Origin of the sequence: Acholeplasma equirhinis, assembly GCF_017052655.1 — a bacterium.
In the GTDB taxonomy this organism is placed as follows: Bacteria; Bacillota_I; Bacilli_A; order Acholeplasmatales; family Acholeplasmataceae; genus Acholeplasma; species Acholeplasma equirhinis.
This window is the reverse complement of record NZ_JAFIDC010000001.1, coordinates 1-24,721: the sequence shown is the minus strand read 5'-3', so window position 1 is coordinate 24,721 and position 24,721 is coordinate 1. Positions and strand designations below refer to the sequence as shown.

The following is a 24,721-nucleotide window of genomic DNA, read 5'->3' as shown; positions in this document are numbered from 1 at the left end:
ACCCTACACAAAAAAGAGACTTGAACCTTAATTTCAAGTCTCTTTTTGCTATTTGAGTATATGTTTAATAAATCTTTCTTTTTTGTCACTCGAAGGTAAATATTTTGCAGGTACATCAAAATGTTTACTCTTTTTTAAAACAGGTTTAAAGTGGGTAAATGTATCAAAAGAGTGTTTACCATGATATTTACCCATTCCAGAATGACCAACACCACCAAAGCCTAAATGATGATTACTAAAGTGCATTAATGTATCATTGATTGTCATACCACCTGTAGATATATTATTAATGACGTAGTCTTCTATCTTTTTACTTTCTGTAAATAAGTAGGTTGCTAGTGGTTTTTCTTGTATATAGTCTTTAATCTCTTCAATTTGATTAATAGTGATGATTGGAAGTATTGGACCAAAGATTTCTTCAACCATAATTTTTGAATTGATCTTTGGTTCAACAATGGTTGGTGCAATCTTAAATTCATTTGATGTACCACCATATAGTATTGTTGTTTCTTTCACTAAGGAAAGTAATCTTTGATGATGACGATTATTTATAATTTTAGGATAATCATTTGATTCTAATGGATTTGATCCATAGTATTTAGTAACTGCTTCTTTGTAATATTCAATAAATGAAGGTTTATCTTTTTCACGGATTAAAACATAGTCTGGTGCAATACATGTTTGACCTGCATTGATAAGTTTTCCAAATGCAATCTTATAAGCTGCATGTTTGATATCTTTTGTATCCATAACAATTGCAGGTGACTTTCCACCAAGTTCTAATGTTACTGGTGTTAAATTATTACTTGCAGCTCTCATAATGATTTTTCCAACATTGGTAGATCCTGTGAAGAAGATATAATCAAATCTTTGATTAAGTAATTCTTGGGTGACTTCAACACCACCAGTTACTACCTCAACCAGATCTTCACTAAAGACTTCTTTTATTAACTTTACAATTAACTTTTCTGTGTTAACTGCGAGTTCACTTGGCTTTAAAACGGCCTTATTACCTGCAGATATTGCTCCCACTAATGGGTTAAAGATCAGTTGGAATGGATAGTTCCACGGGCCAATAATTAACACTTTTCCAAACGGTTCTGGTACTAAAAAAGACTTAGCAGGGAAAACTGCTAAAGTGTTTTTAACACGTTTTGGTTTCATCCATTTCTTTAGATGTTTCATATGATAAGTAATTTCACTTAAAACTAATCCAATCTCAGTAATGTAACTTTCTTGACTTGATTTACCTAAATCAAGATAAAGTGCTTCTTTAATATCTAGTTCATATTTTAAAATGACTTCTTTTAATCTTTTTAGATAACTGATACGTTCTTGATATGTCATAAGCTACCTCCATGATTTAATTCTAACATTAAATTTTTTATTTGAATTTTATATAACCAAAAAGGTACACCGTTTTAAGATGTACCTTTGGTGGGTTTAGTTCTTATTATGCATAAACACGCACATAATCTACCTCTAGCATTGCTGGGAAGAATTCTGCCCCAGGTATCACATGGTTGTCAAAATGACCACCAACTGCTAGATTAAGGAGGATGTAGAAATCGTGATTAAAAGGTTGTGGTGCATTATGCCATGAACCTTGTCTTGTATGGTAAATGAAACCATCTACTGAAAATTCTAATTTATTGTTTACCCATTCAACTGCATACACATGGAATTGATTGATTTTTCCACCATTTGGAATGGTTGCTTCACCTGCTTGATATTGATGTCCACCACCATTGTGGAAGTGGATTGCAGATGATGCCTTATTATCAATACGACCTCTGAGTTCTACGATATCTATTTCACCATTATACGGCCAGCCATTGCCATATGTGTTGTTTGAAGGTAGTAGCCAGAATGCTGGCCAGAACCCTTGTCCAATTGGTGCTTTCATTCTTACTTCAAAGCGTCCAAATGTTTGATCAAACTTACCTTGGGTAAGAATCTTACCTGAAGAATAGAACAGTGTAGAATTGGTTAAATTATCATATGTTGATTCCATCTTTGCATGAATCTTTAAGGATCCATTTGAAACTTCAACATTTTCTTGTTTGTAATATTGTTTTTCTGAGTTACCCCAAAATGGAATACCATATTGTGCACCTGTTCCAGTATGATAAATCCATTTAGACTGGTCTAGTGAATCACCATCAAACTCATCTTGGAATGTTATGGTTCTTCCATTTAATAATGGATAATTACCAAAAGTGTATTTTGCATAGAGTGTGGTATTAGATGTTACAACGTCTGTTGCAAAGTTCCAAGCTTGTGTGAGTTCATAATCTTTATACCAACCTTGGAAAGTATCTTGATCACGTGTAGGCTGTGCTGGTGCACTCATTGTTTGATTTTCACCAACTGTTTTACTGGTTACGTTTGTACCACCATTTGAGTTAAATGTTACAGTATACGTTTTACCTGTAACAACACCTTCCCATTTTGCAGTTAAGGTGATGTTTGTTGTAATTGGTGTATTAAAATCAAACTCTGTGCCATCTTTTTCCCAGTAAATAAATGTATAACCATTTCTTGTTGGATTAGATGGTTTGGTTGCAAACCCGCCTGCATCAATAAATTGAGAGGCAATTAAGTTTCCACCCATTGAATCGAATGTTACAGTATAGGTTTCAATTTGACTGCCTTCTTGTCCTTTAACTGTGAGTTGTGTCACTTTATCTTTAGAGACACCATTAATTGTAACAACAAGAGCAATCATCACGTTTGTATCAACAGCTGGTCTAGTAACTAAACCATTTGTTTGAACTATTTGTGGATGACTTGAAACCCAACTGATTGAATCAAATTGAACATTAATAGTGACATTTGTAGGTAGTGTTAAATTACCGGTGACAGAAGTTTCTGAGTCACCACCTTGAAATCCTACTTGTAAATGTTCAAATATTTTTTGATAATCATCTTTCACTACGGAAGATGTACCTTTACATCCTGCTAAGATTAACATCAAAAATAAAGTTGTTAGGAATAAATAGATCTTCTGTATAGCCAAAGAGATTCTCCTTTATAGATGACCAGCACCATTGCTAGTGCTGGTCCTTTATTTAAATTTATACGAGTGCCCAGCTTGGAACGCTACCATCTACTCTAATGAGGTATGGTCGTGTTGCATCAACTGTAGACCATTTAATACCGAATGAAATTGTAGAAAGCTGTGCTTTTTTAACAACTTCAGCGTTAACGAATGTTTTAACTAAATAAGGCGTATCTGCATCTTTTTCTTGACCAGTTAATGGTGGAATTTCAGTACCTAGTGTTTCTTCTACTGCAAGTAAGTTAGATGCTTGAGCAAATGAGTATCCAAAGAATACATGACCACCTGTAACAACAGCATCAACGAAGACGTTACTTACAGATGTTGTACCACCACCAAGCATACCTGCGATACCACCTGCAGGAACTGCCATATTTTCAACTGAACCCCAAGATTTAAGTGAAATGACTGTACCTTGGAAGTACACGTTAGAAATAGAACCACCTTCAACTAAACCAGCAACACCACCTGAGAAGCCATCACCAACGATGGTTGCATTAATGATATTAAGGTTTCTTACTTTACCTGTTAAGTTAGGGAAGAGTGAAGTACCAAAGGATAATCCATTTTCGATTAATCCTGGATGCTCGCTACCTGTAATCTTAAAGTTCATTAAAGCGTAGCCATTACCATCAAATTCACCTTTGAATATACCACCTGGGTTCTTCTCACCTGTCCAGTCTACTGAACCCCAAGCACCGAGTGGTTTAGCCTCAGCTCCTTGGAAGTCAATATCTGCAGTTAAGATGTATTTCTTACTAAAGTCCTCAATTGCCATGAATTCTTCTACTGTACCAATACCAATGTAACCTGCAGGGATTTGTCCACCTGCGATACTCCATTTAGCATATAGTGTTGTATTTTGATTCACAACATCAGTTCCGAAATTCCATGGAATTTCTAAGTTTGTATCTTTGTACCAACCAGCAAATGAGAATCCTGATTTAGTCGGATTTGCAGGTGGTGTAATCTTACCACCAGCAGCAACAGATTGGTTAGCAACAGCTGAACCACCATCAGAGTTAAAACTTACTGTGAAGTTGTTTCCAGAAAGCCATTTTGCATACAATGTAGTATTTTGATTAACTACATCTAATTCAAAATTCCAAGGAATCTCAAGGTTTGTATCTTTATACCATCCTGCAAATGTAAATCCTGATTTAGTCGGATTTGCAGGTGGTGTAATCTTACCACCAGCAGCAATGGATTGATCAGCAACTACTGAACCACCATTGGAATCGAAACTTACTTTGAGGTCGTTATTTCCACCATCACTATTTGTACCAATAACATTTAACATAAATGGCTTATCTTTCATTGTGCCATCAATTGTAACTTGTAAAACCATAATAACAACTGTCGTAGTTGCTGGTCTTGTTACATTACCAAATGTATCAATAATTGAAGGGTTACCAGAAACCCAAGTTAATTGAGCTCCTGAAACACTTGATGTAATCGGTAATGTAATATTTTTTGTAACAGAAACTGATGAATCACCTTCTGCATACATAATACTTACTGAATTAAATACTTGATCATGAAGATTTTCTTCTTCACAAGCAATCATTACAATGCCAGCAAATAGGATTGTTAATATTGTTAATAATTTTTTCATCGTCTCTCCTTATTATGCTTTAAGTGTGTAAATTAAAGCTGGTGAATATGTATATCCGTTTGCTATACCTTGAGCACTTGGACGTATTTGAATATGAATAATGTTACCTGCCTGTAATAGACCTGCAAATCCACCTGCTGTAATATTCCAGTTAGCTGGAATTGTTGGATAGTCTTGTTCACCTAAGAGTGTTACACCATCTAGAGCATAAACTCTAATTCTAATACCTTCAGCATTGCCATCTTGAGTTAACTTACCTGCAAATGGTGCATGGTATACAAAGTTTCTAAACATACCACCACCGTGTGTATTGACTAGACCGCCACCTTCACCAGCAAGATCACTTGCTTCAAATCCAATAAGCGGTGTAACTTGTGATGTACCAATGTATTCAAATGCAGCACTTACTGCAGAATCAAGATAGAATACACCATCTGCTTTAGCAACAACTGTCACTTCAAATGTACCATTTAAGTTAAGTGGTGCTAAATCAAAACTGTTAGTTGCAGTTGCATAAGATTGACCTGCAACAAATACAACATAGCCTGTTGCATGTTCAACAGCATCCCACATAAAGACATCATCAATAATCGCAAGATTTGTTGGAGTTTCTAAAGGTTGAATTGAATTATCTACAACTGTAAATTCGATTGTAGCGCTATTTTCAACATATCCTTGCACTGGAATAACTAATATTTTGATTGTGTAAACACCTGGTTCTAAGTCAAGAGTTGAAAGATCAAATGGTGATGTTACATCATCTTCAATCATTTCTTCTCCAACCCATAATTCATATTGTGCAGCATTTGTTACTGCAGCCCATGAAAGCATTGAACCATTGAGTGTAAGTTCAGGTTTACCAACTGCTTTAGGGAATACTTCAAATGTAACTGGGTTTGGATAATACAGTGAATCAGCATGTGTTGTATGATTACCAACTGCTTTATATGTCATTGTATACATACCTGCTGGTAAATCTAAATGTCCATATGTATATGCAATACCTTGGTTAAATGTAACTGCAAATAATTCACGATATTCTTGATTAGTTTCTGTGTTTGTAATTAGGATTTCAATAAATCCTGAGAAACCAATGCCACCACCTTGATCATAAGGTCCAATACCAAAGTGGAAAATATTTGGTGTATGTCCAATACCATTGACTGGTGTTGGAAGTTTAGGAAGTTCATCTGGGTTTACTTCCCATTTAGCATATAATGTCATATTTGATGTGACATCATCTTCAAAATCCCATTCAGTTGTAAATTCAGCATCAATAAACCATCCTAAGAATGTATGTGCTTCTTTTACTGGTGTAGCTGGTTCTAAAACTGGCCAGCCTTCTACTACATCAACAACGACATTATAGTTACCACCATTTGAATTGAATGTAATAGCAAAAATTTGTGCATTAGGATCTGTTAATTGCCATTTAGCATATAATGTAATATTTTCAGTAATTAATTCTTCTTCGAAGACAAATATTACATCAGTATCTAAATCAATAAACCATCCTACAAATGTATAACCATTTCTTGTTGGTGCTTCTGGTTCTTCTGCATATTTGTTTTCTAAGACAGATTGGTTAGCAACAGCTGAACCACCATTTGCATTAAATGTTACAGTAAATGTTTCAGGCAGTTTTTCCCATTTAGCATAAAGCGTTGTTGCAGCTGAAATAGTGTCTGTATCAAAGTTCCATGGTGTTTCTAAAGTGCTATCTTTAAACCAACCAACAAACTCAAATCCAGTCTTAGTTGGATCTTGTGGTTTATTAACTTTACCATTTTGGTTTACAGATTGGTTAGCAACAGCTGAACCACCATCTGTATTAAACGTTACTGTAAATACAGGAACAATTTCATTCCATTTTGCATAAAGAGTGATATCTGAATTCACTGGTGTTGAACCAAAGTTGAATTGTGTTGTTAAAGCACTATCTGAATACCAACCACCAAAAGTGTAACCACTTCTTGTTGGTGCTGAAGGTTGAGTTGCAAATTCACCTTCTTTAATAGATTGTGCAGTCACATTTGATCCACCATTTGATTGGAATGTAACTGTATAGAAAACATCTTCTTCTTCATTACCTTGTGGTAATGGAATTACTGTTAAATAGAAAATCTTTTCTTCTGATTCACCATTAAATGTAGCAGTTACAATAAGCATAACTGAAACATTAGAACCACCAACAGGTCTTGTAACAACACCTGAGTTAGAAATAACTGCAGGTTCACTTGATGTCCAACTTAATGTAACACCTTCAAAGTTACTAACTGTTGGTAATGTAACATTTTGAGTTACTGATAACGAACTATCACCTTGTGCATAACTGATAGATACACTATCGATCGCAAGTTTAAGAACATTGTCTTCTACTTCATCACAGGCAATAAGCGTTAAAGATGTTAAAACTGTGAAAATAAATAATAATATTTTTTTCATACCTTCATCCTTGTCCCTTAAAGTATATGACGCCTTACCTGCGGGGGAGCAGGTAAAGCGTCGTTTGATTTAAATCTATTGAATCGTTTTTTATGATTAACCTTTATTGTATGTAAAGTTAAATGACAATGGTGCTGAATCTGCATGTGTTGTTCCATTACCAACCAGAATGATATCTAGTGTATAACTTTGACCATGTACTAATACAGATCCATAAAAATCCGAGTTGGAACCAGGAGTATGGAATGAATAACCATTACCAGCAACAGTAGTATTCAATATTGTCGATCCTTGTCGAACTATAAATCTAAATTGTCCTGTAAATCCAGGTTGGGTAAAGACTGCATGACCCATATGAGCAACGAAATTATAATATCCATTATTGTAACCACCAATATTACCATTTTGGTCACCAAGAGTCATGGCAGTTAATTGCGGAAGAGCACTTGCAACAATGTATTCTTTAGCATTACTAAAATCAGAGGTAATATAATTAACAACATCACCTTTTGCTTTAACTTTAATCGTATAACTTCCATTAGGTAAGTAGATGGAAGTTAAATCAAATGAAGTTTCAGATGTTTCATGCTCTGTATCATTAATAAATACAATATAACCTAATGCATTTGGCACTGCACCCCAAGAAACAACATCACCCGATAAATCAATGACTGGTGCGTCTAAAGGTTGTGCTTCATCACTTGGTTTAATATAAGTCTTATCAACTGAACTATCAGCAAATCCTGGACCTGCAACAGCTTTTAATGTGATGTTATGAGTTTGACCAGCTTCAAGTTCAACTTCCATATTTAAATCATAAGGTGAAGTTACATTTTCATAAGTTTCACCATTAATTGTAATGTCATAACTTACTGCATTTGCAACCGCAGACCAAGTAATAAATCCTGTTTCATGATTTACTGTTGCATTAGGTGTTGCTAGTGGAGTTGGTGCATATGTAAACTCTGCACTACCTGGGAACCAATCTGAATCTTGGTGTGTGATACCATTACCCACTGCTTTATATGTTGTGACATATGTTCCATAAGGTAAATTACCTGGAACCCATGATGCAAAGCTTACACCAATACCAGCATTTGCAGCATGACTAAACTCATAATAATATACATCATTAGTTGTTTTATTTGTAAATCTTAATACAAACTTGCCACCAAATCCAACTGCAGGACTACCAGCTTGGTCATATGGCCCTAATGCTGCATGAAATTCAACTATACTTGGACCAAAACCATGAATTGGTGTTGGTAATTTAGGTAGTTCAACCGGTGGTTGTTCTTCTTCAATGAAACTATAAACAGTTACGATTTCATCTTCAAATTTAACAACTGCGTATGCTCTAACAAATTCAAAGTCATTAGCATCTGCAATCGTTCTTAAGAATTCTAATGTTGTAGGTTGTAATGCGTTTGATTTGATTACTGTAACATCTGCTGCACCATATGTAGGCATAGAAACTGTGTTACTTCCTAAGATACCAGCTTCAATTAATGTTGCACCTTCAGGTAAGTAAACTTGACCTAAATAAGATGCATGGCCTGATCTTAGTTCTAATTCGTGTAATGTTACAACTGGTTCTAAATCAGCAGCATCAGTTGACATTTCAAATTCACGATCCATTAATGCTGTGAATTTGAATACAGGATCAAATGAAACAACTTGTCCATTTTCTAACCATGCTACGAATTCAGGGTCATCTGTTGAAATTGTTACGATTTCATTATATTGAGGCGTTGCATTTGAAACAGTTGCGCCTTCAGGTACTGAAACATTAAATTCAGCAGCTTGGTCTACAACATATGCAAGTCTAAATACAGATGCTTCTGTAATAGCTGCAGGTGTTTGACTACCTTTAAGTGAAACCCATGCAGGATCTGCAACTACAAAGTTAGGTTTAGAAAAACCTGCAGTTGAAGGTGCAGTTGACTCTGCATCTTTTCCAACGAACTCTGCTTTAGCTACATGACCGTTTGAATCAATGAACACTACATAAAATTCAGTTTCATCTGATGGATGGAACACTGCAGTTAATTGCATATCATCTGTTGCTAAGAATGTTGTTGCTTGAGGTAAATCTGTTCTAACAACACCATTCACAATCCAGAAGTCAAATTCATAGTCTCCTTCTGCTGCAAAATCATCAATTGTGATTTCATCTCCATACTTAAGACCTAATTCATTAAGTTCAAGAGTATTTTCACTATCAAATACAGCAGTCAAAGTTACATCAACTGAATCTGATGTACTTGGTTCTGCTGCAAAAACACTTGGTGTAAATAACATGATGCCCATAAATACTAATACTAGGGTAAATAAAGAGCTCATTAATTTTTTCATTAGATTAGCCCCACATTTCTTCCCATAGTGAAACACCGTCTGCACTAGCAGCGATTGATTGTTCTACACTCATTTCAACAATTTCAATCTCCGGTGAGGTGTATTGTTGCTTTGTATTCTCCATATTCTTATCCCTATCCTTTCATATGGAATTTTATTTATTTTTTGTCTATCGTATAGATAGATCCCCCAACCTATCTGACCTAAAAAGTACATGACTTTTCATGGTCCCTCGAAAAATGTATATCTGCATTTTCTTTTCTTTCTATATTTATTAGGAAATCGGTTTCCTTAAATCTATAAAAAGAATGTCTCCCACAAAGAAAACGCTTACTTATATAAAGTATATCATATTACTTTTGAATTTCAAAGTGTTTTATTAACATTATTTTGAAATCATTTATAAACACTTTGGAAAGCACTAATCATTAGTGCTTCCCATCATGTGTTTTTATGATATTTTTAATTAAAGTTTTATGATGTGGGTAATTTAAATAGAATTTGAACCTTTTTTGTCTTTTATAGACTGCCAAATCTCATGTGGAAATTTGATCTTAAACTTACGGACAATGATATCCAGTAAGAATAATATTAAAGCTGTAATCATGAATGGTAGGGTTGGATCTTCTAGTTTTGTTTGAGTTTGTGATTCAAGACTAAACATATTGTCTGCATTAAATAGAATTTGTCCTCTACCGTTTCTTGCAATTTCACCCATCTTATCAAACATTTCAATATCATCATAGAATCCATTAAATTCATTTGAGTATGAGAATGCTGTATATGTTGTTACTGTTGAAATCACTTGACCTGCATTATTTTGCTTAGTAAGTGTCACCTCATAGATACCTGGAACTTCTGTTTTAAATAATCCACCATAGAGTGCATTGGATTGTTTAGAAAGTTCAAAAGAAGTTTCTACACCTTGAGGATTATTAATTGAAACATATATTCTAACATCTGGTTCACTTGTCACATTAACGACTCTCATTTGAGATTGGAAATTTTGACGCGTAAATTGTACTGTCATATCAAAATCATTCATTGGAATATCTGGCATTAAATGATCAATTGTATTTCTTATGAAGATATTACCTCTAACATCTGTAAAGAAGTTTGTTGACCAATCACCATTTAAATCACTCATGAAACTACCAACACGACCATTACCATATGTCCATTCAGCATAGATTGGGTCAGAATCTTTGTTTAAGACTTGGATTGCACCATCTTTAAGTCTGGTACCATAGTAACCTCCAAGTTCAGGTAAGTTTACTAAATCACCAAGTGCAGCTGTTCTTACATCAATAGTTGGAATAAATGGATCATCATTTAAATAGCCTGATGATACAGATAAAGCTTCTTGTTGCATAATTGCTGGTAAATCAGCTTCATTACCAACATCATAGAATGCACCACGACCTTCAACGACTCTTACCATGTTTTGAACAACATCTCTTGAAATACCATTTCCATAACCAATAGCAATCGAAGAAAGTGAGATTGGTCCAAGTTGTGCAATAACTGCCATATACCCTGTATCCTGTGGTTCACCATCAGTTAAGAAGATGATGTGTTTGTTAAAGTTGGCGTTACCTGGGAAGTTATCTAATTGGTTTTTAGCATATTGAATACCTTCTGCATAACGTGTACCTAAACTCGATTGAATATTATTAATTGCTTGGAATATTTGAGCTTTTTGTGCAACTGGTGTTGGACCTATCATGACGGTTGCAATGGTGTTAAACATAATGACACCAACCATATCTTGATCTGTTAATGCGTTTACTACTTCCATTGCACCTTGTTTAGCAAGGTTTAATTTTTGAGAACCACCATTTGTCATTGATGTCGATGCATCAATGATTAACATAATCGCAAGTGGTTTTGCATTTGTATTTGCATAAACAGGAAGTAGACTTTCATAAACTGAATCTTTCATATCATCTTCTTGATATGCTTTTGAACCACCTGTTGTTAAAAGCCCACCACCAATGACTTCAACATAGTTTTTAAGTGCTAAGTCAAAGTTTTCAGGCATATCTGCATTTGAAACGTTCATTAAAATAATTTGGTCATACATATTGATGAAACTATAGTTGCCTGGAGTGATGTCATTAATCATCATCACTTCAACTTCATAATCATTTTCTAATAATTGATTTAAGTTGATTGCCTCAACACCTGTACCATCAATAATCAGTACTTTATTTGAACTACCTTCAATATAAACATAATTGTAATATGTATTATTTTCTAAGATACCATCCTCATCAGTTTCAACGACAACTTTAATTTCATGAAGTCTTGCAACTGAGAATGCGTAGTCAAAGATAAATGTATCCGTACCACCAGAAAGTGATACTGGATTACCACCTACTTCTCCGATAGGTAAGCCATTATCGTATAATTTAATAACTGCTGGTTTACTTGATGCAGACTGTACTGTAACAGTGATTGAAATGTCTGCTCCAATTGAAACAAAGTCAGGTACTTTAACTTCATTGATTTGAACTTCTTCATCACTCATTGGTGAACCAAAGTAAACAACATCAATTCTTGTACCGGTATTTCCGATACCAGAACTTGCAATTAAAGCTCTACCATCTGTTTCTCTACCATCACTCATTAAAATGATTCTGCCACTTGATGGATTTTCTAAAGACTGATGTGCATAACTTAATGCTTGTGCAATATCTGTCCCTGTAACATTTGGTTTTTGATTCGAATTAATATAGGTATCATATACACTAAATTTATTGTTTGAGATTGGTGCTTTATAGATATTACCATTAGCAAACTCCATAATACCAACACGATACCCATCAGGCATTTCTTCAATGATATCTTGAATGAAATTATTCATTCTACCAATTGAAGATTCATTACTCTTAGAAGAATCTACTAAAATGATGACATCATTCTTAATTTCAACATTTTCAATTTCATAAGTCATACCTGATAATGTAAAGATTGCAAGTGATAAAACAATCGTATGTAAAACCATTGAAATGATTCTATTTCTTGTTCTTCTGTGTTGTTTTGGTAACCTAAAGTATGGCCACAACATCAATAAAAGTGCTGGAATAAACAGTAGTAAATACAGTGGTTCTTTAAATAGAATGTTAATATTGCTCACGATATTGCACCACCCATTCTACTAAAATAAATCCAATTAAGATCATTGCTAAATAAGGAATAAAATCCATTAAGTCTACAGTTTGATAATTTAATGGATCTCCAACCGGTACAAGTGGTTTTATGATTGTTGTACCTTGAAGATTAAATCTACTTTCATCTTTTGGTACTCTAACAAAGAATTTTTCAGAAAGTACTGTACCATTTTCTAAGGTTTGTGTGACTGTATATAAACCTGGTTTTGATAACTTATATGAAACCTTTGCATCATCAAAGGTTTCAATACCATCAGGTGTTGAAACAATTAATGTTTGAGCTGAAGGTTTCGCAGTTATTTCTATAGTTTCTTCTGCATTATATAAATAACGATCAAATGTTGGTATTAATGAATATGTTGCTAGGTTGTTAATTAAAAGTGGGAAATTGACTTGAACAGGTAAATTAGAATATGCTAAGTCAAATGCGAAAATTGTCATCTTAACACCATTTTGATTTTTAGTTAATAAGACAGGATCATTTCCGATATTTAAGATTCTTTCAAATAAAGGATAGGTTTGAATTTTAACGTATTTAGAAACAGTTATCGTATTTGCTTGAATGGATTTCATAAACGTACGATATATTGCACTCGATGCGTTTTGAGGTGTAACGTTAAAGTTACCTGAGACTTCATTGCTTAGTGTAATACCTGTTCCTGTTGGAATCAGTTTAGGGTTAAAGAACCAAATGGCACCATCAATTGGTAAGACATTTGGAACATATCCTGAATAGACATATAAATCGAAACCTTCTGTTTTATAATCTGCTTCATTTACTGGTTGTGTGATTTTAAATCTAGAATTTACAGCAGTTAATGCTTGTTTAACAAAATAAAGTGTTGATTCAAATTCATCTTCATTATCTGAAATCAGTTGAATCTTAAATTCATCTTTGAGTCCATCATATATACCTAAATGATTATCGTATGTAAAACTATCTTCTATATCAAGTAAGACTTCTGCATCAATATATGAAAGTACAGTTACAGCATCCCATTTAATCAATTTAACTTCGTCTTTAGAAAAGTTAACAAGTGTTGCTCCACGATGCAGTCCATCTACTTTTAATTGGACAGCAAAGCTTCTTGCTTCACCATAATTACCAATTTCTGCTTCAAAATAGTATCTACCATTGGTTCCACGGATTGCTTTAAAGTCTAGAACTGCAGCATTCCATTCAGATTGACTCATATTTCTAACAATTATGCCCTCATGTGTTTGATAATCCATTGAAGTGAAATAATAAATTTCAGCTGTTGGATTCTCATCTAAAACAGTTTCTGCTAAATCAAGTGCTTGTTCAATATTAGAAATTGAATAACTTGGTTCTAATGATGTTAAGTTACCTTTAATGAATTCTTCATTATCAGAACGTCTGACTACAAATGATGCTGTTGAACCTGAAACAATCACAGTGAAGCGATCTTTAGGTGTTGTTTCTTCAATTAATATATTAATTTCTTTAATTGCACGATTAAATCTGGTTTCACCATTTACCTCTGCCATCATCGATGCAGAAGCATCTAGTATAACAACCTTTTCACCACTTTCTGATGCGAAAGTAATATTTGGATTTGCCATAATGATTGTCATAATGGTGATAATTAATACCTGCAAGATAAAAATCAGTGAACTTTTAAGCCACTCTAAAGGTATTCTTTGTTTTTTATATTTTAATGACAGTTTCCAAATAAATGTAGAGGATAAGGTTTTATCTTGATATTTAGGCTTTAAGATGTAAATAATGATTAATGCAATAATACCAAGTAAACCTAATAAACCGAGTGGTGTAAGTAGAATCATGTGACTGTACCTACCTGTGCCAGTTTATTAAAGATTAATTGCTCAATCTTTTCATCACTAGAAATAGAAATAAAATTCACACCTCTAGCCATACAAAAATTCTTCATATCTTCTTTGAAATCTTTTAATGCTTCATTATATGCTTTAATATCTGCTTTAGTGATTTTCATCTTCATATTCTTATCATCAATTGGTGAAGATGATTCTGAGTCAACCAAACGAATGCGTCCAGTATAAAGCGGTTTTAACTCATCTGGTGCAAGCACTTGAATTAACATCACTTGGCGTTTCTTGTATAAAAGATAATCAACTGCTTTTTTCCAGTTAGAATCTGTTAAAAAGTCAGAAATGATTACTGTTAAACCATCGTTTGTTCCAACATCATTTTGTCCGGTAATGGCTTTATCAAGGTCTGCTTCACCTTTAAACTCTGTTTCTTCTAAAAGAGAAATCGTTCTAAAGAAATTATCCTTACCAATGATGGTACCACTTAAATCAAATGCACTATCACCTTGAATTAAGCGATATGAAAGACGGTCCATGTTATGGACGGCAAGATATCCAATAGATGCTGCTGTCTTTAATGCAAATTCACTTTTCTTAGAATCTGCTTTTTCCATAGAAGCTGAGCAATCTAGATAAACTTGGATGAACATTTGTCTTTCATCAACAAACAACTTAATGAAATGCTTTTCGAATCTACTATATAAATTCCAGTCAATATGACGGATATCGTCTCCTAGTGTATATTCTCTAAAATCTGCAAATTCAACTGTAGAACCATATGCACTGGTACGGTGATTACCACCAAAATATCCTCTCATGAATGAATTCATATGGAAACTTAAAGTTTCAAGTTTGCTGATAAATTCATCATTTAAGATTTTTCTCATTATTTACTCTTACGCTTAAATAAGCCGCCTTTTTTGTTAGTGTCTTCTTCTGTGTAGTCAGGAGTTTGATCAACAATTCTTTCTTTTGGTGTTTCACCACTTAATTCTTTAATAATATCTTCAATAATATGGTCACTTGAAATATGTTCAGTGATTGCTTCAAAGTTAGGTTTAATTCTGTGACGAAGAACAGGTTTTGCTAGTGCATTAATATCACTATATGCAACATTAAAACGACCGTGCATTAAAGCACGAACTTTAGCTGCTGAAATTAATGCTTGGGCAGCACGTGGTGATGCACCATACCTAACATATCTTCTTGAAGTTTTTGTTGCGACTTCACTTTCAGGATGTGTTGCTAAAGTTAACTTCATTGCATAATTTAGGACATCATCAGCAACTGGGATTTCTTTTGCAGTTTGACGCATTCTTAAAAGTTCTTCTGCATTACATGCAACATCTGCTGTTTCTGCCATTGTGACTTGTGTAATATTTACAATGTTTTTAAGTTCATCTAAGTTTGGATATGTCACAATCAGTTTAAACATAAATCGGTCCATTTGAGCTTCAGGTAATGGATAAGTACCATCTTGTTCAATCGGGTTTTGAGTTGCAAGTACAAAGAATGGTTCATCAAGTTTTCTTGAGACACCCATAACAGTTACTGTATGTTCTTGCATCGCTTCAAGTAATGCGGATTGAGTCTTTGGTGTTGCACGGTTAATTTCATCTGCTAGGATGATATTTGAAAAGATTGGACCTTTTTGGAATTCAAATTTAGAATTACCTTTATCATCTTTAACAATAATGTTTGTACCAGTAACGTCAGCAGGCATTAAGTCAGGTGTAAACTGAATTCTTGAAAACGGTAAGTTAAAGACTCTACCTAATGTTCTAACTAAACGTGTTTTACCAACACCAGGAACCCCTTCTAAAAGGACATTACCTCCAGTGATCATAGCAACTACTACGCCTTCAACAACTTCCTCTTGACCAATCACGTCACGACTGATTTGTTTAAAAATATTTTTAATTTGTGATTCGAAATGTTTAATGTTTTCTTCGTTAATCATGTATTCTTATCTCCCGTATGTATTATGATGCATTTTCGATTTCTCTATCAATGTTATCTATGTATGTATTAATCAGTTGACGTTCACTTTCAGTTAAATTCGGGTCACTTAATCTATCAATAAGTTCTTGTTTTAATTGAAGGAGTTCGCTAACGTAATCTGTTTGACCATCAATGACTTTTGGATTTTCACCATCTTGTGGACTACCTGGTCCACCTTCTTCAGGATCCGTTTCACCTTCTTTTGGATCTTCTGGGTCCTCAGGGTCTTCAGGTTCTTCTTCATTAGGTTCTTGTCCAGTTAATTCACCGATTGCATCTTCAATAGCATCTTCGATATCTTGTTCTAAGTCCCCTTCATCATCTTGTGGTTCAGGGTTTAAGATATCTTTAATTTGATCAATGATTTCTTGGAGTTCTTGTTCAAGTTGTTCTTGTGCTTGATCTTCTGGAATATCACCTTCTTCAATAATTTGAGCCATCTTACGAAGTAAGTCAGCCAAAGCTTGAAGTTGTTCTCTTAATGGATCATTATCTTCATTTGAATCTTCTAGTGCTTGTTCAATATCATCAGCAGTTTGAAGGAGTAATTCTATTTTTTCTGGTCCTGTTGTCATATCAATGAAGTCTTGAACAAATTCTTCTATAAACTGATCAAGTAAATCATTATCACGTGTTGCAACAGCATCACCTAAAGTTTCTGTTGTTTCATGTTTTTGAAGTTCTTCTGCGATTGTGTTAATTGCCATACGACGCAGAAGATCTGCTAAATCTTGTAACGTTTTTCTTAATGCTGGATTATACTCATTTGAGTTCTTCATTGCTGCTTCAATATCATCTGCGGTTTGAAGTAAAGTTTCTGTTCTTTCTGGACTGACTGGCATTGCTTCAAAATCAGCAACAAAGTTATCAATGAATAATTTTAAAATCAGTGCATTATTTTCTAAAACAGCATCACCTAAGCTATCAGTTGTTTCAAATGCTTTTAATTCATCACCAATATATCGAATCTCTTCTCTGATTCTTCTTAAGATTTCATCTCTTGTATCTTCGATTTTCGCAATCTTAACAATGAGACTATCTTCTGGTTTTAAACTTTCTTCTAAATTATCAATTAATATATGTAAGTCATCTTTTAAAGATTGTGAGACATTTGCAGAATCAACAATTTGTCTTAAAGCTTCAATAAGTTCTTTAATAATTCTTTCTTCATCTGTTACAGACTCAGGTAGGAAAATTGCTGTATAAGAAGTATTTTTAGTTGCAGGTTCTAACTCTGGTTCCCATTTATAAAATACATAGCCTTCTTTAATTGGTGTTTCTTTTTCAGGCATTGTATTTTCTAGAACTTCAGTTTTAGATTTTTGTCCATCTATGACCCATTCAATTGTGTAGTACTTTGGTGCTACCTCAATTGCTAGTGCGATTGACATTGAAGAAACTGCGATAAACCCTAAGACAACAACACCAATGTATTTTGCCAGATTTACAAACTTGAATTTTTTCGGAGGAATACTAGCGACTTTCACTTTTGTATCTTCACGTTGAAGTTCAGCAATAAAGGAAGTATCCTCTTTAAGTTCAAGCATGGTAATCATGCGTTCTTCTAGTCCTAATTTGTCCAGACGCTGTGCAGTCTTTTTAATATCAGGGTAGAATACAAATTTGTATAACACAAAAGTTGAACCTAACCCTAATATAAGTCCTAGAATAATCGAAACTAATATGCCCTCATATCTCACAAAATAAAATATTGTGAGTAATAAAAATGAACATAAACTACCAATTCCAAGTCCTAAAAGACCGGACTTGATCCAGGATTCAATCACTAACTTTCGATGGAATTTTTGTAAGTCTGGTGCTACTTTCATACAGAGCACCTCCTAAATTTAATTTTTATTTTTATATTATTTCCAGTTATCATCTAACCAGTCAATACGATTTACTAACCAATTTCTTAATGCACGTGTTGCATATGCCCAGTTTTCTTCACCTTGAACTTGGTTTGGACTGTAAGTATAATTTGGACTCCAATATCTAAAGTTTCTACCAAAAGCAAATCTATTCTCAGTAATAAACGTTTCAGAAAGATTTGTTTGAACTTGAGTTTTTATTAAAGCTGAAACTTGTTGCCATCTTGCGTAAACTAAATTTCTAAAACCTTGAGTTTGCATTAAGTTTATAAAAATGTAGTTTGCAGTAAACTCTGAAACGTTACGGATCGTATCTGCAACATAGATACCAGAAGGTGATGCATCCCCACGAGATGCACCAGCTGTTGCATCAAAGTCCCAAGGTGGTCCAGCATAAATTTTAGTGTCTCCTGGTTTCTTATACATAAAGAATGAAGAGAATCCTAAATCGGTATTTTTAAAGAGTTCATTTAATATATACATATCAACAAATGAATCAATATCTACCTTACTTTGGAACGTATTAAAATCTTTATTTAAGGCAGGTGTTAATGCATCGTCAATTGCTGATTTAATATAATTAACTTGAGCACGGTATTGTTGTTCTGTAATACCTTCATCAAGATAATCTTCAGGGTCTGGACTCTTCATTGTAAATGGGTATCTAAAGCCATCCACAGTGAAATAATCAATGCCAGAACGTCCAGTTGCATAACTATCGTATTCAACTAAATATCCAGTATCTAAAACACCAAATTGTGAATCAACATTCACACGATCAGAATCTACTCTGACATGCTCTGCTAATGTATAGACACCGTGGTAATTACCATTGACATAAATCTCTACCCATCTAGTTGATGATGTATATTCAATACCATATAAAATATATTTACCAATATCAAATGCTGTTTTCGTTTTAGCAAGTGAAACATCATTAAAGTTTGCTGATGCTAAGATGACCCAGTGTTTAGATTTAGGTTCTCCAAATAAAGATTGTTTATCAAAGAACTTAATTCTATAACCTTTTTTAGGTCCTGAATCAACCCAAGAGCCATTACCTCTACCTTTAAACTCAGCTGATACTGCAGTTAAAAGGAATTCATCTTCGGTATTGGAGATTGTAATTGAACTATCCACATAATCTTCTCTTGTTACATCATTAATATTCTTATTGTTTTTTAAGTTAATGAATACTTTTGGTAAGGTTGATGCTACATTATAAGGATTAGATTCATCTAACCATGTTGCAGTTAAAGTAATTGTTTGGAAAGGCATTTTATCAAAGATGTAAGGTACACCATTATATGACCAACCTGTAAATATAAATCCATTTCTTTGTGGTTGAACATTAGGTGCTTTCATGGTTGCATTTGGAAGTAAAACAAGTGGTTCCACTTCTGTTTCTGAATCACCTGTATTAAAGATGACTGCATAACCTTCTTGCCATTTAACAGTTAAGGTGATATCCATTTGTGGCATCTTTGTAAAAGGGTTTGGAATGCCTTCATATAACCACTCAATAAACTGATATCCATATTGACCTACAACTTTATTTGGTACAGTTGGTAAGACAATGTCTTCACCTTCAAATAAGTAAATCGGATCAAAATCCTCACCGTTTTGACCTGTTTCTAGCATGATCATATATTGACCACTCCAAACAGCTTCTAAAATAATCGTAGTTTCAGGAAAGATGTTTGATTCAAAAGGTATACCATTTAAAATCCAGTGTGAAAAACGGAAACCTTCTCGATCCGGTACGTTAGGTAGTGTCAAAGGACTGCCTGTTTTACCTGTAATCGTTTCAATATTTACCTCATCTGTACCTGTATCAAAAATAATTGATACATAGTTTTCTTCAATTGGATCTGGGTCTGGTGTGTTTGCAATACATGATGCTAAAAATAATATCACTGCAAGAACAATAAGTCCCTTTATACCTTTTGTTAATTTCATTCATAATCCTCGTTATTTCTTAATCAATGTTGGGATTTCACCATCAACGATATTCCAAATACTAGTATCCCAATCTGCATATGTTGATGCTGCTTTAATTTCTGATTCAGTTTTAGTGATTGCACCTTTCGTACTTACTGAATTTTGTGCATTATAGTTAAATACATTTGTAACTGTACCTGTTTGAACAAATCCAGCATGTGTACGAATATTATCGTTCTTCTCATTTCTTGAAATGATAATAACAAATGATGCAGATCCAAATAATCCAATCGCAGCTGTTTCATCACTACTAACTGGATGTGTAATATCAATATATAGGTTTCTAATGATACCACTTTGTTCTGTACGGATTGCAATTAAACCTCTTTGCATACCGGTAATTTTACCGATTACTGCAAGGTTTTCAATAGTTCCTGTTACAACCCCAAAGACACCTGGTGCAGTAAAGTTTTTAATTGCATAACCATTTCCGTTAAAGTGTCCACTAAATGTACCTGCTGCCATGATTTGTGAAGCAAACGTTTGTCCACCTAAATCAATATCCGCAAGTAAAGTAATGGTTGCAGAACCATTTGCAGGATTACTAAAGACTGCTAAAAATTCTTCTTTTGTTGAAATATTCTTTATACCTTTAGTTGGACTTTCAACAACAACAATTGCTGAAATCTTAGCTTCAGGATCACGTTTAGAAGTCGCAGTTACAGAAACAGATACTTCATCATCTGTGAATGTATATCCTTCAACTCTTGAAATCGTACCATCTGGAGCAACTGTGATGATCCCAACAGGATTGACTGTCCAAATGATTTCTGCTGCTTCACCTTGTTGTTCAGGCGTTAACGTTGCAGTAAGTTTAGCTGTTTGTTGATCTTTTAACATTGTCATAAAGACAACATCTAAATCAATTTCTAAGTCAATATCTTTAACAGTTACTGTTCTTGTTAAAGGTTCAAAACCATCAATTGTAAAGGTAACTGTTGTTGATTTACCAACACCAGTTTCTAGTGCGGTAATTGTAACTTTAGCACCTTCTTGAGTAATACTTGCAACAGTATCATCTTCAATTGTCCAAGTACCTAGTTCAGCATTAACACCACCTAAACCACGTGCTGTTAATGTTGCTTCATTATTTGAATCGAGTTGTAATAAGACATCTCCTGGTTCAATAATTTCAATGCCAGGTTCAGCAACAATGACTGTAACATAACCAGTCTTTGTTCCTGCTTTAACGGTAATAATTGTTGTCCCTTCAGAAATACCTGTCACAACTCCAGATGCACTTACAATCGCAATCAATTCATTATTAGATGTATAAGTAATATTATTAGTATGCGCATCTACACTGATAGATTCGGTTTGACCAACTTGCATACTTATCGTCTTGGTAATAATTTCTAAATACTCACCTTGAGAAACTGAAACAATACAGGTAGCAGTTTTAATACCGACTGTAACTGTAATCGTTGCAGTACCAGCCTTTAACCCCTTAACACGTGCTGCAAGTGGGTTTGTATCCGGTGTAACAGTTGCCACTTCTTCATTAGATGAACTCCAAACAGGTGTTCCTGTGATGCCATCTAGTATAGCAACTAACATACTTGTTGATGATGCATTCGCAATAATTGAAATTTCATTGTAATTTAAACTTACTGAACCTTCCTCTATTGGATCACCACCATTAGGTGTTTCTTCACACGCAATAACAAAAAAACTCATTATTGTGAATAATGAAAGTAATAATACCTTTTTAATGTACTTCATAATTCCTCCCCAAGAAACATGAATCATTTCTTCTGTTGCATAATTTTTTGATGTTTAGGAAACCGATTTCTTTTTAATAATTTTAATAAGTCAAACGAATGCTTGACTCTCCCTTAGATGACAATAATATATTGTCAATGTGAAAACGCTTTACTAACTTTAGATATAAAATAACATATAATCTCATGATTGTCAATTTATTCATAAAATTGATTGCATAAATATGCATATAAGGTGCAAAAAAAGGTATATAACTTGCCCAAAGTCATATACCTTCTTCTTTTGATTAATTATTTTAATTTTTTAAAGATCCATTGCCATGACGATTTCATCATCAACAATTTCACCGGTTTCTAAGAAACCAAATGATTGATAGTATCGTAATGTATCTAAATTATCCTTTACAACGGATAATGCCATTTTAGTAAACAGATTAGATTCTCTAACTAGTTTAATAGCTTCTTTTAATGCTGCTGTTCCAAATCCCTTCTTTTGATGATTCTCACCAATCATGAAACGCCATAAAGATGCAGTTTTAGATTCTACATCCCATTCAAGCATTAAGAAACCAACAACTACGTCATCATTAACAATAGCAAACGGTCTAGCTTTATCATAATATAACCAAGCTTGAGCTAAAGACATGATGTTTTCAGCAACAAAAGATTCTTGTTCCTTTTTAACTTTTAAATCAATCACTTTAAAGAATGTTTTTTCTGTAATTTGTTCTAGTCTTATCATAATGTCACCTCAAACTTTCTTTAAATTTATTATACTTTAAAAGTTGAATTTCAAGGAGTACTTATAAGATAACAATCATTTTTAAAGAGTTATTTTGCATTGATTTATATATAGTCTATGGCATCATATGCATGTATCATATTATCTAGCTTACTCTTTAATTGTACCGAGTTCTAAACTACAAAAATCATGTTCCCCAGGATGACACCAATGAGGTATTTCTAAATCTAAATTCAGTGTTTTATCAATAGGAATTATCAATTTATCAATAACTCCATCACCATACCATGTTTCAATTACGGCTTCATGAATATACCAATCACCAAAAATACTGTCGCAACTTGAACATCCAAATGACATATAAGATTCATTTATTGTTCTACTAAATCTAACTTTAATTTTCGCCATGTTTAGTTTTTTATTTTTTTCAGCATAGTTAAGTACTTTATCTTTGATTTGTGGATTAAATATTAGTTTTTCTGAATCCCACATTTGTATATCACCATCAAAAAGTTCAGCGTGACAAGGTGAAATCAGGTTCGAAATATAATATATATGATTCTTTAAATTACATTTCCAACAATCACAGTCAATGATTCTTACTTCAACTTCATGTGGACTTAAAATTTTTCTAAATTGGATTTTGTTATTAAGGAAATCACTTAAAAAAACCTTTAATGTTAGTTCTTTTCTACCCTTTAACGATACTGTTATTTTGTCATTAATATTTTTGAACTTAAATAAAGGAAGATCCTTTAGTTCATCTGTTTGATTTGGTTCTTTTTCAAATAACCAACAACCAATAACACCGTCTCTCAAATATTTTTCTTGTCTTTGTATAGTTTTATTTAGTGATTGTATACTTGTTTGAATTTCAAATGCGTATATTTGATTGTTTGCTTTAACCAATACATCAGCACGCCAATCTTTGCCTTTAAATTCTTCTTTAACCTCATAACCTAAATCTCTACAAATTTGAGCAACTTCATACTTAACTTTGTCATGAATATTCGGATTAGAAAATAACTCCAAAGCAATTTCCCCTTTATAATTAAATGTAATCTTAGAAAAAACAATTTACTAATGCATATTATTCCTTTTTATTATTCAAATTCACTATCATTAACTTTATAATTTTGAGCGGTAAAATTCTAAAAATTACTGATTTTCAAGTTTTTTAATTAATTCGCGTGCCATACTCTTTATTTCATTTCCACTTAGATTTCCAGAATTTTTATGCTTATCTAGCTGATTCATTTTAAGTACTTCTTTTAACCACTTTTCATGGTACTGCGTTGATCTTTCATAATTGGATTTTCTTGAATTGATTGAATTATCTGTAAGATTTTTAGACCAATTAAAGTGTTCCGCATCAATTTCAAGATAGTATTTGTATGATACTAACCACCAAGCTGCAATCTTACTCAGGATTTCTCCACCTTCAAAATTAAAATCGTGTCTTTTAGCCATTAATATTATTCCTCTTTATTGTTTATTTTACTTACTTTAGTTTAAAAACATCATCTCTTATTAAACATTATATTCTATTCACTGTTTTAATATGTGTATATCACATTTAATGAGTTTAAGAATTTACTCTAATTTCTTACTCTCATTAGCGACCTCTAGAACGTCTATATTTTATTAATTTCACTCGAACTGATAGAACATTAAGTGTATGAATTATATATTTAATTATTGGAAATTTGTTCAATCACAACACATTCAAGCATGACCTACAGCATTCTTCATAAAATTTATTATTCTTATACTTATTTTTCTCCGTATATTAAAGAAAAATAAAAATCCGCGTCTTCAAGGCGCGGTTTTTCTCACACGCCTACAAGGCTTTATTACTGGCGACCCCCATTTGAGGGTCTTTTTATTTGCCCAATTGCCTCTGACACTCTTACTTACCCGTAAA

15 protein-coding genes are annotated in these 24,721 nt (G+C 33.4%); all 15 read right to left on the bottom strand.

Annotation, left to right across the window (positions count from 1 at the left end; translation table 11 throughout):
• Nucleotides 1-48: 48 nt before the first annotated feature.
• A complete protein-coding gene (locus JV173_RS00075; RefSeq protein WP_205734249.1) occupies nt 49-1,347 on the bottom strand; it encodes an aldehyde dehydrogenase family protein in 1,299 nt (432 codons plus the stop codon).
• Nucleotides 1,348-1,453: 106 nt separating this feature from the next.
• Entirely contained in the window at nt 1,454-3,019 is a 1,566-nt protein-coding gene (locus JV173_RS00070; protein ID WP_205734248.1) for an InlB B-repeat-containing protein, read from the bottom strand.
• A 58-nt stretch (nt 3,020-3,077) separates the two neighbouring features.
• Nucleotides 3,078-4,676, bottom strand: coding sequence for an InlB B-repeat-containing protein (locus JV173_RS00065; protein WP_205734247.1), 1,599 nt, complete (start codon nt 4,674-4,676; stop codon nt 3,078-3,080).
• Between the two features lie 12 nt (nt 4,677-4,688).
• Nucleotides 4,689-7,121: an InlB B-repeat-containing protein gene (locus JV173_RS00060; RefSeq protein WP_205734246.1), complete on the bottom strand. Its 2,433-nt coding sequence runs from the start codon at nt 7,119-7,121 to the stop codon at nt 4,689-4,691.
• A gap of 96 nt (nt 7,122-7,217) precedes the next feature.
• Complete coding sequence (locus JV173_RS00055) at nt 7,218-9,476, bottom strand: hypothetical protein (protein ID WP_205734245.1); 2,259 nt, start codon at nt 9,474-9,476, stop codon at nt 7,218-7,220.
• Nucleotides 9,477-9,966: 490 nt separating this feature from the next.
• Nucleotides 9,967-12,615: a VWA domain-containing protein gene (locus JV173_RS00050; protein WP_205734244.1), complete on the bottom strand. Its 2,649-nt coding sequence runs from the start codon at nt 12,613-12,615 to the stop codon at nt 9,967-9,969.
• Entirely contained in the window at nt 12,602-14,455 is a 1,854-nt protein-coding gene (locus tag JV173_RS00045) for a vWA domain-containing protein (protein WP_205734243.1), read from the bottom strand. Before JV173_RS00045 ends, JV173_RS00050 begins: the two co-directional genes overlap by 14 nt.
• Complete coding sequence (locus JV173_RS00040) at nt 14,452-15,348, bottom strand: DUF58 domain-containing protein (protein WP_205734242.1); 897 nt, start codon at nt 15,346-15,348, stop codon at nt 14,452-14,454. Before JV173_RS00040 ends, JV173_RS00045 begins: the two co-directional genes overlap by 4 nt.
• The gene (locus JV173_RS00035) at nt 15,348-16,421 is read right to left on the bottom strand and encodes an AAA family ATPase (RefSeq protein ID WP_205734241.1); all 1,074 of its coding nucleotides are present in this window, start codon (nt 16,419-16,421) and stop codon (nt 15,348-15,350) included. The genes JV173_RS00040 and JV173_RS00035 overlap by 1 nt, the downstream gene beginning before the upstream one ends.
• 22 nt (nt 16,422-16,443) lie before the next feature.
• On the bottom strand, nt 16,444-18,291 hold the full coding sequence (locus JV173_RS00030) for a hypothetical protein (protein ID WP_205734240.1): 1,848 nt from the start codon (nt 18,289-18,291) through the stop codon (nt 16,444-16,446).
• A 36-nt stretch (nt 18,292-18,327) separates the two neighbouring features.
• The gene (locus tag JV173_RS00025) at nt 18,328-20,292 is read right to left on the bottom strand and encodes a CotH kinase family protein (protein WP_205734239.1); all 1,965 of its coding nucleotides are present in this window, start codon (nt 20,290-20,292) and stop codon (nt 18,328-18,330) included.
• Between the two features lie 12 nt (nt 20,293-20,304).
• Nucleotides 20,305-22,056 (bottom strand): Ig-like domain-containing protein, encoded by a 1,752-nt coding sequence (locus JV173_RS00020; protein ID WP_205734238.1) that lies wholly within the window; start codon nt 22,054-22,056, stop codon nt 20,305-20,307.
• A gap of 303 nt (nt 22,057-22,359) precedes the next feature.
• On the bottom strand, nt 22,360-22,797 hold the full coding sequence (locus JV173_RS00015) for a GNAT family N-acetyltransferase (protein ID WP_205734237.1): 438 nt from the start codon (nt 22,795-22,797) through the stop codon (nt 22,360-22,362).
• 150 nt (nt 22,798-22,947) lie between these two features.
• Nucleotides 22,948-23,829 carry a competence protein CoiA family protein gene (locus tag JV173_RS00010; protein ID WP_205734236.1) on the bottom strand — a complete coding sequence of 294 codons (882 nt, stop codon included), beginning with the start codon at nt 23,827-23,829 and terminating at the stop codon, nt 22,948-22,950.
• A 126-nt stretch (nt 23,830-23,955) separates the two neighbouring features.
• Nucleotides 23,956-24,267, bottom strand: coding sequence for a hypothetical protein (locus JV173_RS00005; RefSeq protein WP_205734235.1), 312 nt, complete (start codon nt 24,265-24,267; stop codon nt 23,956-23,958).
• Between the last annotated feature and the right edge of the window lie 454 nt (nt 24,268-24,721).